Genomic DNA, 13,711 nt, shown 5'->3' with positions numbered 1-13,711 from the left:
GCCCTAGACGGCACCCTCCTGAACGGGATCCAAGGATTCCGAGCGATCTGGATCACCGGCCGGGGCGACGGCACGCAGCGCCGCCTCAACCCGGCGGTCGCTGGTCATGGTTGATGTGACGGCGGTCATGGTGAGGAGGAGGCCGGCGGCGGTGTAGAGCGGGGTGCGTACGTCGTAGGCGGTGGCCAGCCAGCCGCCGAGGAAGGCGCCGAACGGGGCGGCGCACATGGCGAGCATGCGGGAGGTGGAGGCGACCCGGCCCATCAGGTGGGCGGGGACGATCGCCTGTCGGAGGGAGGGGCCGAGCACCATCGTGGCGCCCATGCCCGCTCCGCAGACGGCGAGCGCGAGGCCGGCGACGTACGGGTTCGGGGCGGCGGCCAGGCCCAGGATGGCGAGTCCCTCGACCGCGGCCGTGCAGGTCAGTGCGGTGCCGGTGCCCAGTCGTCGGCCGAGGAAGGAGGCAATGCCCGCGCCGAGCAGACCGCCGGTGGCCTCCGCCGTGAGGAGCAGGCCGAAGCCGAAGGTGCCGATGCCGAGACGATCGTGCGCGAAGAGGGCGAGTACGGTCTCCACGGCGAGGAAGGCGATGTTCCCGACGGCCGGACGCAGCGCGAGCCCGAGCAGCAACCGATCCCGGAATACGTACGAGGCACCGGCCCGCGCCTGCCGCAGCAGCGACTCATGGGCCTGCGGTACGGGCCGGGGTGCGGCAGGCAGCGACCGTACGAGCAGTGCGGACAGCGCGAAGGAGACCGCGTCGGCGAGCAGCGGAACCGCCCGCCCGAGTGCGAGCAGGGCGCTGCCCGCGGGCGGCCCGGCGAAGCCGGACGCGGCGGTCTGGGTGCCGCGCAGGCGGGAGTTGGCGCGCTCCAGGAGCGCGGGGTCGCGGCCGAGCAGATCCGGCAGATAGGCCGTGGCGGCCGTGTCGAAGAAGAGTCCGCCCAGGCCGAGCAGGAAGGCGACGGCCGCGAGCAGTGGAATGCTCAGCACGTCGACCGCGGCCGCTGCCGCCGGTATCGCGAGCAGCACCGCACGCGCCGCGTCCGCGACCCACAACGTGCGGCGGCGGTCCCAGCGGTCCACCAGCGCACCGCCGAGCACCCCGAAGAGCAGCCACGGCAGCGTTCCGGCGGCCGTGACGACGGCGAGCGCCATCGGATCCCGTGTCAATGTCAACGCGAGCAGCGGCAGCGCGGCATGGGTCACCCCGTCACCGAGCGAGGACACCGTCTGCGCGGTCCACAGCCGCCCGAACCCGGTGGGCAACAACTTCCGGACGCCTGAGGTCACTTGGCCTCCCCTCCGGCCTGCGCGCGCGATGCCGGGTGGAACAGCGCGAAGACGAGTGACGCGTCCGGCAGTGACGGATCGGACAGCTCCCGGTACTCGTCCGCCAGCGCCTGGAGCCGCGCCCCCAGCTGTGCGAACTGCTCCTCGGTGAGCCGCAGATGGGCCATCCGCACATGCCGCTCGCCATCCACCGGCGCTGCCTCCAGGTCCGCCACCGCATGCCGCATCAGCACATCCGGGCCTCCCTCGCCCGGATCCGGCAGCACGATCGCCCGCGCGGCCATTGCGTAGTACCGCTCGGTGACCCCCCGGACCTTCCGCGTTCGCACCACCTTCACCAGGCCGGCCCGTTCGAGTATCCGTACGTGGTAGCTGGAACTCCCCTTGGCAAGGCCCACTCGCTCGGCGATCTGCGTAATCGTCGCGGGCTCGAAGCGGAGCACGGCCATGATCCGGTGACGCGTGAGATTGGAAACGGCGCGTAGCTGGTCGTCAGTGGTGACGTGGAACGTCTCGGGAAGATCATCGGTAGGCATGCGCCCAATGGTCAACACTTCTTGACCATTGCGCAAGGGAGTTTGTTCGGGCTTCCGGAATCGGCTGTCCATCGCGGCCGGCGAGTCCGCCCGCCGGATCGCTCGCCACCGGGGGCGGTCACCGCCGACCATCTCGCGGAAGTTCGCGCGCAACGGCGGCCGCGAGCACTGCCGGGCCACCGTCGCGGACCAGGAGACGCGGCAGCGGTACCTCACCTACTCACCCCCGGCCCCAACCCCGTTGTAGGCCGCGAGCCAGCCGGCGGCGAAGCGGTCGCCGGGGGTGAAGACCGCTGCTCCCCGCCGGCCCGCCGAGGGATCGCCGGGGTCCGCGAGTGGGTGGTCCAGGCGGGCCGGTGTGCCGTCCGCCGTGTACCGGAGCATCGTCGCACCGTTCCACAGGCAGATCACCGCGCCATGCGTGCCTCGACACGCAGGGAGCCGGAGTGCGAGGTGAACGCGGTGCCGGTGGCCCGCTGTTTCAGCAGGGCCCGGTAACGCTCCGGTGAGAGGGCGCTGTCGCGCGGCGGGGCGGTGCCGTCCAGTCCGGGGCACCGACGCCCCGGTCCCGCGCCGCACGCCACATGCGCGGGACGAGGCGGGCGGCGAGCTGCGGGGTGGCCATCCGCCCGCACATCCACAGCAGCCGCCCGGCACCGCGGCCGGGCCCGAGTGTCCGCCAGCGGATGCGCTCGGCGAGGTCCGCGGCCACGACGGCCGCCCAGGGGTGGACGGTGCCCAGCTCGCCCTGGGCTCCCAGCCAGGCCAGGTAGCGCTGGGCCTCGTCCAGGATGCCGGTCAGGCTGTCGGCCGGGATGCCGAGGACATACCCGCCGCGTGCGGCGAACAGCCGTGGGCTCCTGGCGGCCAACAGCAGTACGGCCTGGGCCAGTTCACCCGGCAGCAGCCCTTCGTTTTTGTCCGGCAGCCCCTGGTCGTGCTCCAGCCGGTTCGCGTGGCCCTGATGGTGCAGCACCCGCCGCAGCGTGGCGCGCGCCCGGTCGCTGAAGGCCGCCTCCGCCAGTTCGGGGAGCTGGATACTCAGCAGCTCGGTCAGGAGGAACTCGGCGTGGTCGGGGTCCTCCGGCACCCGCAATCCGCCCAGGCCTTGTGCCAGTTCATGCGCCAGCTCGGCGTCGACCATAAAGCGGCTGGTCAGCATGCCCAGTTCGGTGGCTTGCAGGAACTCCGCGCCCTGCGGGCCCGGGGCGTTGCGCAGGAATCCCGCCTCCGCCAGTTGGAGCGCGGCGTCATGGAGCGGTTCGACGCTGTCGTGCCCCTGGTGGAAGGCGAAGGTGTCGGTCCACCAGTCCTCGGCCTCCTTCATCGAGCCCACGCGGTCCTGCACCACTTCGGCGAGAAGGTGGTTGGGCAGCCGGTCGCCGATGCGGGAGCGCACGGTGTAGTCGGCGGTCAGCCTGGCCTGCCACTCGGGACGCTCGGTCGCATCCGCCAACAGGAAGGCCCAGCCCTCCCGTTCTCCCGCGCCGACCCGCCCGGCGCGGCCGAACATCTGCTGCACCATGGACACTTCGATGCGGTTCCGGCCCAGCCGGACGTCGCGCACGACGACGGCGCGGGCGGGTAGGTTCACTCCGGCGGCCACGGTGGAGGTCGCGACCAGGACGTCGATCTCCCGGGCCCGGAAAGCTCGTTCGGCCTCGCGTTTGAACGGCCAGTCGCGGTAGTGCAGCCCCACGCCGGCGCTGGTGCACAGCCGCTCTTCGAGTTCTGTGTCGTCCGCGTCGACGCCGCGGGTCGGCACACCCCGGTCGGCCGCCAGGGCGAGTGCCGTCGCGCGCACCCCGCGCTTGCTGCTGCAGAAGACCAGCACGCTGCCGTCCTCGTCGGTGAAGGCCCGGGCCAGCCGCACGGCCGCGTCGGTGCGGGCGGTGACGGCCTGCGTGGACCGTTCGCCGCCCCGGGCGCGGGAAGCAGGGGGATCTGCCAGGTCAGCCGGGTGGGCCGCCATGAGGTCCGGATCAGCCGGGCCCCGGCCCAGGCGATCTGCCGCCGCGCGCAGTCGAGCGCCATCCGGGCCGCGTTCGTGCCCAGAGGCACGCGGGCGGGCCATCGACGGCGAACTCGGCCGCCTGGCAAGAGCCCAGGCCGGCGCTGCCGCCTACTCGGCCGCCGACGGAGGAGAACTGGACGACAATGCCGCCGCCCTGTGCCACAACGCTCACATCCGGAGAACACCGATCTCCATGCGCGCCCGGAGGCGCGGGGCGACGCCGGTCTTGCACCGGCCCCCGGCCTCCACCATCGCCAACAATCCCGACCTCACCTGAGATAGGCCCATGACCAAAATGACGAGGCCGAGAAGACGCACCCGGTGCCGGCGAAGGCATAGAAATCCCCAGTCAAGTGGAGGAAGCCCATGGATGTCCGCAAAACAAAAGACGGATTGGTTCGGGGCCGCCGGCCGGCCCCCGATATCGTGGCATTCCTCGGTATTCCCTATGCTGCCGCGCCCTTTGGGGTCAACCGCTTCAGAGAGCCGCGTCCGGTTCAGGCGTGGGCGGACGTCCGTGACTGCCAGGATTTCGGACCGGTGGCGCCACAGTCGGCGCGGCTTCCGGGGGCGCCGTCCTGGTCGCCCGGCGACGAGGACATCCTCACGCTCAATGTCTGGGCCCCGGGATCCGGCAGTGGCCCGTTGCCGGTCCTGGTCTGGATCCATGGTGGTGCCTATACCTTCGGCTCTTCCGCGCAACCCGACTTCGACGGCACCGCCCTGGCCGCTGCCGGGCTGGTAGTGGTGACCTTCAACTACCGGCTTGGTTTTGAAGGCTTCGGTCACATTCCGCCCGGTGCCGAGCCGCCGTACCCGGAGAACCGGGGCTTGCTCGACCAGATCGCCGCGTTGCGGTGGGTACGCGAGAACATCGCCGCCTTCGGTGGCGACCCGGCCAATGTCACGGTGGCGGGGCAATCCTCCGGGGCCACCTCGGCCGCCTGCCTGATGACGATGGACCGGGCACGCGGCCTGTTCCGCCGGGTCATCGCCCACAGCGTCGTCGGCCCCTGCTACTCGATGGAACTCGCGGCCGAGACCACCCGGAGGGTTGCCGCGGCGGCCGGTATCCCCGCCACCTCCGCGCACCTGATGTCCGCGACCCCGCAGGCACTGGTCGCGGCCACCGATCGTGTCGTCAATGGCTACCGGCAGAACCCGGATTCCGGGCCCCGCCACTACAACCCGGTGATCTACGGACCGGTCCTCGACGGAGACGTCCTGCCCAACGACCCCCTGTCCGCGACAGCGTCCGGAGCCTCAGCGGCGGTGGACCTTCTGGTCTGCCATACCGCTCAGGAGTACTGGCTGATGGACGCCGTCGGCAGCAGTCCAAAGGTCACCGCAGTTGAGCAACTGGCCGGATTCGCCCGGGACTTCCACCTCCCGGATGACCTGGTGCCGGGCTACCGGCGCCTGATGCCCCTTGCCCCCGTCCCCGACATCTACCTTGCGATCTCCGGCGACCTGCTGTTCAGCGAGTACACCAGCCGGCTGGCGGAACGGCACGCTCAAGCCGGTGGCCGGGCGTTCACCTCCCGCTTCGCCCGGCACCGCAACGGTCCCAACGGCGTGGTACGCGCCTGGCACTGCGCGGACATCCCCTTTGCCTTCGGCAACCTCACCCTCAAAAGCGTCGAGTTCCTCATCGGAGGTCCACCCGGTACCGCGGACCATGAGCTGTCCCAGCGCATGATGAGAGCCTGGACCGGATTCGCCCGCACCGGGGACCCCGGCTGGTCCCCCATCAACGGCCCGACGGCCGACCCCCATGTCTGGGACACCGCGGACAGCCCTGCCGGGGCGCCGGACACCGCTACCCGTGCCCTGTGGCGCCACATGGACTTCTCGCCCCTTCGGCCCTGAACCGAACTCGGGCCCATAGGCCGGCGGCTGGGGCTCCGCAGACCCGGACCCTGTCTTCGACGACCGGCCGCCAGGGCGAATGCGCTGCCCGGCACTGGGCTGAACCCTTGCGTTTGCCATGCGGATGAGCGGGAGTGCGCCGGGTGGGCCGGCGGACCCGGTCATTCCTCGGTGCGGTGCCCGGCATCCCCTGCCTGTTCACGGGTCCGTTCCATGGCCCGCTCGGCAGCGTTCAACCGGTCGCGGGTCTGCTGGAGTTCTTCCTGTGCCGCCTGGTGATGTTGCCGAGCCTGTTCGAGCTGCTGGGTCAGCTCCCGGACACGCTGGTCCGTCCGGTGCAGGGTGCGCTCGGCTTGTCCGGCTCGCCGCCTGAGCAGGCCGAGTTCCTTCTCGTGCGCTCTGGCGTCACGTTGTGCCTCCCGCGCTTCCTGCCGGGCACGGGCCTGCTGATCATGCCGATCACGCTGCGTCTGTCGCTGCGACCTCGACGAACCGGCCTCCGTGGTAAGGGGCTTGGGGCGACCGTGCGGTTGGACGGAACGGTGCGGTGTGCCCTGGGCTCCGGGGAAGGATGCGGGTGCGGTCAGTGGTTCGGCCAGACGGCCGGCGACCCAGTCACGGGCGGCTTGGTCGTCGGTAGCGGCCGCACGCAGGGTCTGTTCGAGGCCGTCCTCGACTTCGCCCGTGAAGGGGTGCCCGGTCTCCTCGACGATCCGGCGGGCGTGCTGGATGAGCTCGGCGACGACGGCGCGCTGCTGGTCGGTGATGTTGTCCGTCTGCCGGCTGCTTGGCTCGCGGTGGGCGCGGCGGAGGTCGTCCCCGAGGCCGGTGAGCTTGCGGACCTGGTCGGGGTGGCGGCGGACGAGCTGGTTGGCGGTCCAGGCCGACAGTGTGGGACGGTGCAGCGCGTCGATCCGTCGTGCGAGGTCCCGGAGCCCTGCTTCGCGTGCGGCGGCGGCGTGCTTGGTGCGGGCCGCGGTGAATTCGTCCGGGGGCAGGCGGTAGAGCTCATCGGCGACGGAGTCGAAGTCCATACGGTGCCTCCCACGGGCCGATCAGATTGTTCCTCCCACTATGCTCGGTTTAGTGGCAGATAGGGGACTTCCTCCGGGGTGGAGCCGATGCCGGCACGGGCCGTTCCGCGTCTCTCCGGCCCCGAAGCCCTGCCCGGCGGCATCACAGGACGGTCAGTGCGCGCATGACTGGCTAACCGGGCTCCCCCCATCAGGCCCCTTGGAACCGATCACCTAGGCTGGCGCGGTGACTGATGAGCAGGAGCGGGTGCAGCCGTCGGGAGTGTGGGCCACGGCGGTGGGGGTGGCCAGGGTACGGGCGCTGGAGACCGAGCGAGAGAACGCGCTGTTCCGCGACCCGCTGGCACAGGCCTTCGCCGCCGCCGGCGGCCTGTGGCCCTCCTCGTCGCCGCTGCCCGATGACGAGGCCGCGCGACGCCGCCGGCTGGCCGTGTCGCTCTCCATCGTCATCAGGACGAGGTTCCTCGACGACCTGTTGCGGCAGGCCTCCGCGTCCGGGGTCCGGCAGGTCGTGCTGCTCGGCGCCGGCATGGACAGCCGGGCCTTCCGGATCGACTGGCCCGAGGGCACCCGGCTGTTCGAGGTCGACACCGCCGCGCCACTGGACTTCAAGGCTTCGGTGCTGCGCCAGGAGCGGGCCGTCCCACGCTGCGAGCGGATCACCGTCGCCGTGGATCTGCGTGAGGACTGGCCCGGCGCACTGGCCGCCGCAGGGCACGACCCGGCCGTGCCGACCGCGTGGATCGCCGAAGGACTGCTGATCTATCTACCCGAGGACGCGGTGGAGCTACTGCTGGCCCGGATCAGCGCACAGTCGGTGGCAGGCAGTCGGATGGGGCTGACATTGGGCTCGCGCGGCGTGATCGAGCGCTTCGGCGCGGGCGCCGCGCCGGGATCGGCGGCGTCCATGTGGGTCTCGGAGATGCCCGACGACCCGGTGGGCTGGCTGGCCGGGCACGGCTGGGAGGCCGACAGTCACACCCTGCGCGAGTGCGCTGCCGCCTACGGCCGTCCGCTCAGCACCCCGCCGCAGCGCGAGGAGCGGCCCGGCGGACTGATCTCGGCGGTCCGCCGGTAGAGCGCCTCCTGGTTCCCTGGATGATCGGCTCCAAGGGGAGCTGATGAGTGGAGCCAGGTTTATGCACGGCCGGCCAGTCATGCGCGCACTGACCGCCAATGAAGTGCTGCCGCAGTTGAACGAGCTGCTGTTTTCCTCGGTCGAGGGCGTGTTGGCGGCATCGACCGAGGTGATCGAGACCATCGTCCGGGTCGAGACTCGTACGACCGCAGGGCGGGCGGCCTGTCCGGGGTGCGGGTGCTGGTCGGGGCGAATTCACGGCTCCTGCCTGCGATTTCCTCGTGATCTGCCGACGGCGGGCAAGTTCGCGTTGGCTCAAGCCCACTCCGTCTGCAGCCCGAACCGCTGCACGTGCTCCGCGCCCAGGAACGAGGTGATGCCTTCGACGAGCTCGCCGCGCAGGGTCAGCACCGTGATCGACCACGCGAGGTGCGGGGCCGACCGGCTCGCGCCCACATAGAAGGCCACCGCGGGTTGGCCGTTCGCCGAGGTGAGGTGGTAGCGCCAGCTCGGGCAGCGGGTGAGCGGGACCTCAACGGCGAAGTCCATGACGGCGGCCCGGCCCCGGTACCACTGGGCCAGCGGCGGCATCGACCAGGCGACGTCCTCGGTGAGCAGGGCGACCAGGGCGTCGGCGTCGCCGCGTTCCAGGGCGGTGGCGAAGGCGGTGACGGTCTCGCGGACCCGGGCGTCGCCGAGCTTGCGCAGGGTCTGCTGCTGCGAGCGCGCCGGGACCCGCTCGGCGAGCAGTCGACGGGCACGGGCCAGGGCGGAGTTCACCGAGGTGGTGGAGGTGCCCATCATGGTGGCGATCTCGGCGGCGGAGAAGCCGAGCACGTCGAACAGGAGCAGCGCGGCCCGCTGGTTGCCCGGCAGGTGCTGCATGGCCGCGACGAAGGCGAGTTCGACGGCCTCGCGCTGCTCGTACCGCGCGGCCGGTCCGGTCGGGCCGGCGGGCAGGCCCGCGTCGGGGTAGGGGCCCAGCCAGGCGACCTCGGTCAGCGGGGTGGCGTCGACCACCGCGTGGTCGCCGGCCGGGCCGAGGTCGATGGGCATCGCCCGCCTGCCGCGCCGGTCGACAGCGTCCAGGCAGGTGCGGGTGGCCACGGTGTACAGCCAGGCGCGCAGTGAACTACGCCCCTCAAAGCGGTTCAGGCCCCGCCAGGCCCGCAGCAGCGCCTCCTGCAGTGCATCGTCCGCGTCGTGGGTCGACCCGAGCATCCGGTAGCAGTGCGCGTGCAGCTCCCGGCGCAGCGGCGCCACCAGGCGGGTGAACGCGGCGTCGTCCCCCTCGCGCGCCCTGGCCAGGTCGCCCGTCGCGGATCCCGCCGAATTTTCCTCGCCCACGAGCGACGATTCTGCCCCACTCCGGGAGTCACCTCTTCGACAGATCGTTCCGACCTCCCGAGGAGACCCCGATGAGCAGTGCCGCCTGGTTCGACATCTCCACTCCCGATGCGCTGCGCGCCCGCCGCTTCTACCAGGAGCTGTTCGGCTGGCCGGTCCGCGTGCTGGACGACACCTACGCCCTGGTCGGCGACGAGGACGGCCGACCGGCCGGCGGGGTCGGGCAGGCGGGCCCGGACAGTCCGTACACCGGGTTCGTCGCTTACTTCCCGGTCGACGACGTCGATGCCGCGCTCGCCCGCGCCGAGCGGCTCGGCGCCACCCGCGTCCTCTCCCCGACCGACACGCCCGCCAGCCGCATCGCCGTCTTCACCGATCTCGACGGCAACCACGTCGGTCTGATCAGCCGCTGACCGGTCCCCTGCCCGCCCGACCACCGCACAGGAGCATCGCCCCCATGACGACACCCGCCACCGGAACCTGGCCACTGATCCACACCGAGCGGACCGCCCTGGCCGCCGACCTCGCGCAGCTGACCGACCATCAGTGGGCCACCCCGTCGCTGTGCGAGGGGCTCACCGTTCGCGAGGTGCTCGCGCACCTGACCTCGGCGGCCGGCCTCAACCCGGTGCGGTGGATGGCGGGCGTGATCCGCTGCCGCTTCGACTTCGACAAGCAGGTCGCCATGCGGCTGGCCGAACAGCTGGGCGCTACCCCGGCCGAGACGCTCGACCGGTTCCGCCGAGTGGCCACCCGCACGACGAAGCCGATCCCCTCGACCGTGGCCATGCTCGGCGAGACCATCGTGCACGGCGAGGACATCCGCCGACCGCTCGGCATCGAACGCGACTACCCCGTCCGCACGTTGACCACCCTGGCCGACTACTACCGGCGCACCGATCTGCCCGTCTTCACCAAGACCCGCATCCGCGGACTGCGCCTGACCGCCACCGACAGCCCCTTCACCACCGGCGAAGGGCCACGCCTGTCCGGCACGACCCTGGCCCTGATCATGGCGATGGCCGGTCGTGCGTCCTACCTCGATGCGCTCGATGGAGACGGCGTCGCCATCCTTCGCGAGCGCCAGGCACAACCACGGGCATGACGCCCTTTATCAAGGAAAGTCCACCATCTTGGTTTTCGCTGGTGAGGATACTGGTGTGGCAGGGTTCGCGGATGCTCGTAAGCTCACCGCCGGCCATGTAGCCGGTGATGACCACCGGGTTCTCGCCCTTGTCGCCGAGGCCGAGAAAGCCGAGGTCGGCCAGGGCGCCGAGGCCTGTGGCCTTGAGGCGGTTCCGGCCGACCGGCAGGTACCGCCACCGCGATCCGATCGTCTTCAGGCGCTTGCGCAGCAGGTCGTGCCCCGCACCTCGACCGGGAGCCCGGGCACCTCGCCGACCTGACGAACCGTGACCGCACCGGCCGTCTCCCGCACGATCACCAGCAGCCGCTGATAGTCCGCCGGCAGCACCTCGGCGTTTCAAGATGGTGGATCTTCAGTGTGGTCGGCCCATCAAATGAAGTCTCATAGGCGAACAGCCGCATGCCATTGGAGTGGTACGGCAGCGACTTGCGCCGGTGCAGCACTGGTGCAGCGCCGCGTTGATCCTTCGGGGGTTTATGCGGCTTTGAGTGGGCTGCCTTCGTAGGTCCAGCGGTAGGGCTTGGCGTCGTGTTCGTCGTAGGCCAAGACGAAGGTGGCGCGCTCGACGATGCCGGCGAAGGGAACCCCGCGCCGCACGACATACTCCCGGCGGATTACTCCGGTACCTCGCGGGGGCTACGAACGAGAACGACACCAGAATGCTTACGTCCACGGGCTGATTCGATACGGAGCTGCGGAACCTAGCGTCGATCCCATGAAACGCAATCGCCGTATCAGCGCCGTCGCGGCGCTGGCGCTCGCCGCCCTCGTCACCGGAACCGGCGCCGGGTTCGCCGCCACGACCACACCGTCGGCCACACCGGTGGCCACGCACGCGTTCGACACCGCACCGGCCAGGGCCTCCGCGCCCACGCGGTCCTTCCAAGGCACGCTCCCCGCGCCGACCGGCCGCTACGCCGCCGGCGAGGACGTCATCCACCTCACCGACGCGAGCCGTCCCGACCCGTGGGTGCCGTCATCCGGCCCCCGCCAACTGACCGTCACGATGGTCTACCCGGCCGTCCCCGGGACCGGGACTCCGGCCCCTTATATGACCCTCGCCGAGGCAGCCGGACACATCCAGCGCGCGAAGATACCGGCGAGCTCCGGCATCACCCCACAGAACGTTTCCAGCATCACCACTCACGCCTTCGACGGCGCTCGGCCGCAACGCGGCAAGTATCCGCTGGTGGTCCTCTCACCCGGGTTCGGGGACCCGCGCATGATGCTCACCTCGCTCGCGACCGAGCTGGCCAGTCACGGCTACGTCGTCGCGCTCGTCGGCCCCACCCACGAGGACAGCGGCGAAACGCTGGCGAACGGCCAGACACCGCCGTGCGCGATCTGCGATGACCCGAAACTCGACATGAACAAGGTCACCGCCAGCCGCGCGCTGGACGCGTCCTTCGTTATCGACCAGTTGACGCATGGCAATACCGCGTGGCGCCTGGCACACCTCATCGACAAGCACGAGATCGGCATGGCCGGACACTCCATCGGCGGAGCGTCGGCCGCCGCCACGATGATCGCCGACCCGCGAGTACGGGCTGGCGTGAACATGGACGGCAAGTTCTACCCGGTCCCGATGCCCGGCCAGATCAACCGGCCGTTCCTCATGCTGGGTGAGGCCGACAGCACCTCGCGCGACACCACGTGGGGGCGGACCTGGGCCGCCCTCGGCGGCTACAAGAAGTGGCTGACGGTCACCGGCGCCAACCACCCCAGCTTCACCGACGTGGACCTGCTCGAGCAGCAGGCCGGGTTCCCGACGCCGCCCCTCGACCCCGAACGTGGAATCGTGATCACGCGTGAGTATGTGACGGCGTTCTTCGACCGGACGCTGAAGGGGATCCACCGTCCGCTGCTGGACGGCCCCTCGCCGAACAATCCGGAAGTACTCTTCCAGCACTAGGACGTGTTGCGAAAGTGGTGGTAGTTGCTCCTGTGAGTGCTGATGCGGTCGACTGCTACCTTCCGGAGTCATGACCGACAGCGTGTATGTGGGCAATGCGGGCAGGGACGCAGCACTGGACCGGGGGTGGCTGCTTGGGCATTTCAAGGACGCCTCCGATCCTCGGCACAGCGAGGCCGTGGAGATCAAGTGGGGCGTCCACCCGCAGGGCGACGAGCGGGCTCAGTGGGTGACCGGCGAGGAGCGCACTGCACTGCTGGCTCTCATCAGCGGGCGCTTCCGGGTGGAACTGCCTGGGCGCAGTGTTCTCCTGACCCAGCAGGGCGACTACGTCGTGTGGGGCCGAGGCGTCGACCACTCCTGGTTCGCAGAGGAGGAATCCGTGGTGCTGACGGTCCGCTGGCCCTCTGTTCCCGGCTACAAGGTGATCGATGAAGGCGATTCCGCTGCTGGTCATAGCCATTCGTTCAGGACGGCGACCAGCACGGTGGCCTCGTAGCGGACGGCCAGCTTGTCATAGCGGGTGGCCACCGCCCGGTGGCGCTTGAGGCGATTGATCCCGCATTCGACCGCGTGGCGTTCGCGGCAGTCGGTCTTGTCGAATTTCGGCGGCCGACCGCCGCGAGAGCCGAGATTCTTGCGGTTGCGGACACGGTCCGCCGGGACGGGGATCGTTGCCTTGATCCCGCGTCGACGCAGGTAGGCGCGTTCTTGCGGGAGTCGTACGCTTTGTCGGCCCGCACCCGGTCCGGGCGCTTGCGCGGCCGTCCCAGACCGAGCCGGGGTACCCGAATTGCCTCCAAGACCGGCTCGAACTGCGGGGAATCCCCGCGTTGTCCGGCCGTAATCACGATGGACAGTGGCTTCTGGCCCTGCTCGACAGCCAGGTGAATCTTGGTAGTCAGGCCGCCTCGGGAGCGTCCGAGTCCGTGGTCGACCGGCTCGGCGCAGATGCCGCCGGGCGGCTCCTTCTGGAGGTCCCCCTTTTCGCCGCCCCGGCGGCATGCTGGTGAGCCCGGCAGACGGTGGAGTCGACATTCACGTCCCAGGTGATCAAGCCCTTCGCGTCCGCCTCGGCCTGCAGTTGGGTGACGATCCTCGCCCAGGCCCCGTCCCGCTGCCAGCGCCGGAACAGGTCGTAGACCCGGTCCCACGGCCCGTACCTTTCGGGCACGTCCCGCCACGGGGCGCCGGTCCGGGTCCGCCACCGAATGCCGTCTATCAGCTGCCGCCGCGTCCACACCTGCGGACGCCCCGCCTTGATGCCCCTCGGCAGCAAAGGCTCAAGCCGGGCCCACTGGCCATTCGTCAGATCCCCACGTCCCACAGGACGTGATCATCAACGATCAAGATCCACTTTCGCAACAGACCCTAGTCTGCCGAGTTAGGAATCCTGTTCAGATATGAGGCGAGGCGTTCGAGGATCTCGTCGGCGGTCTTGGTCCAGATGTAGGGCCTGGGGTCGGTGTTCCAGGCGGCGA

At 70.4% G+C, this 13,711-nt stretch carries 14 protein-coding genes and 3 pseudogenes; 8 read left to right on the top strand and 9 right to left on the bottom strand.

Annotated features, from left to right (window positions below):
- Window positions 1-3: 3 nt before the first annotated feature.
- Complete coding sequence (locus ACIHFE_RS33100) at window positions 4-1,293, bottom strand: MFS transporter (RefSeq protein ID WP_400112577.1); 1,290 nt, start codon at window positions 1,291-1,293, stop codon at window positions 4-6.
- Entirely contained in the window at window positions 1,290-1,829 is a 540-nt protein-coding gene (locus tag ACIHFE_RS33095; protein ID WP_400112575.1) for an ArsR/SmtB family transcription factor, read from the bottom strand. The genes ACIHFE_RS33100 and ACIHFE_RS33095 overlap by 4 nt, the downstream gene beginning before the upstream one ends.
- A 28-nt stretch (window positions 1,830-1,857) precedes the next feature.
- Between ACIHFE_RS33095 and ACIHFE_RS33090 the strand changes: the two are divergent.
- Window positions 1,858-1,983: pseudogene (locus ACIHFE_RS33090) on the top strand (helix-turn-helix domain-containing protein); the annotation flags it as partial.
- 62 nt (window positions 1,984-2,045) lie between these two features.
- Here the strand turns inward: ACIHFE_RS33090 and ACIHFE_RS33085 are convergent.
- The 3 genes and pseudogenes from ACIHFE_RS33085 to ACIHFE_RS33075 form a co-directional block, all read right to left on the bottom strand.
- On the bottom strand, window positions 2,046-2,213 hold the full coding sequence (locus ACIHFE_RS33085) for a hypothetical protein (RefSeq protein WP_400112573.1): 168 nt from the start codon (window positions 2,211-2,213) through the stop codon (window positions 2,046-2,048).
- A 97-nt stretch (window positions 2,214-2,310) separates the two neighbouring features.
- Window positions 2,311-3,801 carry a helicase-related protein gene (locus tag ACIHFE_RS33080; protein WP_400112571.1) on the bottom strand — a complete coding sequence of 497 codons (1,491 nt, stop codon included), beginning with the start codon at window positions 3,799-3,801 and terminating at the stop codon, window positions 2,311-2,313.
- Window positions 3,802-3,865: 64 nt separating this feature from the next.
- Window positions 3,866-4,003: pseudogene (locus ACIHFE_RS33075) on the bottom strand (short-chain dehydrogenase/reductase); the annotation flags it as partial.
- A 206-nt stretch (window positions 4,004-4,209) separates the two neighbouring features.
- Between ACIHFE_RS33075 and ACIHFE_RS33070 the strand changes: the two are divergent.
- Window positions 4,210-5,712: a carboxylesterase/lipase family protein gene (locus tag ACIHFE_RS33070; protein ID WP_400112569.1), complete on the top strand. Its 1,503-nt coding sequence runs from the start codon at window positions 4,210-4,212 to the stop codon at window positions 5,710-5,712.
- 161 nt (window positions 5,713-5,873) lie between these two features.
- Here the strand turns inward: ACIHFE_RS33070 and ACIHFE_RS33065 are convergent, their stop codons facing one another.
- Window positions 5,874-6,746: a hypothetical protein gene (locus ACIHFE_RS33065; protein WP_400112568.1), complete on the bottom strand. Its 873-nt coding sequence runs from the start codon at window positions 6,744-6,746 to the stop codon at window positions 5,874-5,876.
- Window positions 6,747-6,972: 226 nt separating this feature from the next.
- Here ACIHFE_RS33065 and ACIHFE_RS33060 point away from each other — a divergent pair, with 226 nt between their 5' ends.
- Window positions 6,973-7,824, top strand: a complete 852-nt coding sequence (locus ACIHFE_RS33060) for a class I SAM-dependent methyltransferase (RefSeq protein ID WP_400112566.1) — start codon at window positions 6,973-6,975, stop codon at window positions 7,822-7,824.
- Between the two features lie 315 nt (window positions 7,825-8,139).
- On the opposite strand, the gene ACIHFE_RS33055 is transcribed toward ACIHFE_RS33060, so the two are convergent.
- Complete coding sequence (locus ACIHFE_RS33055) at window positions 8,140-9,171, bottom strand: sigma-70 family RNA polymerase sigma factor (RefSeq protein WP_400112565.1); 1,032 nt, start codon at window positions 9,169-9,171, stop codon at window positions 8,140-8,142.
- A gap of 71 nt (window positions 9,172-9,242) precedes the next feature.
- Between ACIHFE_RS33055 and ACIHFE_RS33050 the strand changes: the two genes are divergently transcribed.
- From ACIHFE_RS33050 to ACIHFE_RS33040, 3 genes are read left to right on the top strand one after another with little or no spacing between them, the layout of a single operon-like run.
- Window positions 9,243-9,584: a VOC family protein gene (locus ACIHFE_RS33050; RefSeq protein WP_400112563.1), complete on the top strand. Its 342-nt coding sequence runs from the start codon at window positions 9,243-9,245 to the stop codon at window positions 9,582-9,584.
- 44 nt (window positions 9,585-9,628) lie between these two features.
- A complete protein-coding gene (locus tag ACIHFE_RS33045) occupies window positions 9,629-10,276 on the top strand; it encodes a maleylpyruvate isomerase family mycothiol-dependent enzyme (protein WP_400112561.1) in 648 nt (215 codons plus the stop codon).
- Between the two features lie 55 nt (window positions 10,277-10,331).
- A complete protein-coding gene (locus tag ACIHFE_RS33040) occupies window positions 10,332-10,577 on the top strand; it encodes a hypothetical protein (protein WP_400112559.1) in 246 nt (81 codons plus the stop codon).
- A 215-nt stretch (window positions 10,578-10,792) separates the two neighbouring features.
- Here ACIHFE_RS33040 and ACIHFE_RS33035 read toward each other — a convergent pair whose 3' ends face one another.
- Complete coding sequence (locus ACIHFE_RS33035) at window positions 10,793-10,915, bottom strand: hypothetical protein (protein ID WP_400112557.1); 123 nt, start codon at window positions 10,913-10,915, stop codon at window positions 10,793-10,795.
- Window positions 10,916-11,033: 118 nt separating this feature from the next.
- On the opposite strand from ACIHFE_RS33035, the gene ACIHFE_RS33030 reads away from it, so the two are divergent.
- Both ACIHFE_RS33030 and ACIHFE_RS33025 read left to right on the top strand, forming a co-directional pair.
- Window positions 11,034-12,230: an alpha/beta hydrolase family protein gene (locus ACIHFE_RS33030; protein WP_400112555.1), complete on the top strand. Its 1,197-nt coding sequence runs from the start codon at window positions 11,034-11,036 to the stop codon at window positions 12,228-12,230.
- Window positions 12,231-12,300: 70 nt separating this feature from the next.
- Complete coding sequence (locus ACIHFE_RS33025) at window positions 12,301-12,729, top strand: signal peptidase I (RefSeq protein WP_400112554.1); 429 nt, start codon at window positions 12,301-12,303, stop codon at window positions 12,727-12,729.
- On the opposite strand, the pseudogene ACIHFE_RS33020 reads toward ACIHFE_RS33025, so the two are convergent.
- Window positions 12,684-13,557, bottom strand: a pseudogene (locus ACIHFE_RS33020) (IS5 family transposase). The gene ACIHFE_RS33025 and the pseudogene ACIHFE_RS33020 overlap by 46 nt on opposite strands.
- Window positions 13,558-13,711: the final 154 nt, after the last annotated feature.

It is taken from the genome of Streptomyces sp. NPDC052396, assembly GCF_044593195.1.
Lineage (GTDB): Bacteria > Actinomycetota > Actinomycetes > Streptomycetales > Streptomycetaceae > Streptomyces.
Note: the sequence above shows the minus strand (reverse complement) of the source record. Positions and strands in the feature narration are given on the sequence as shown.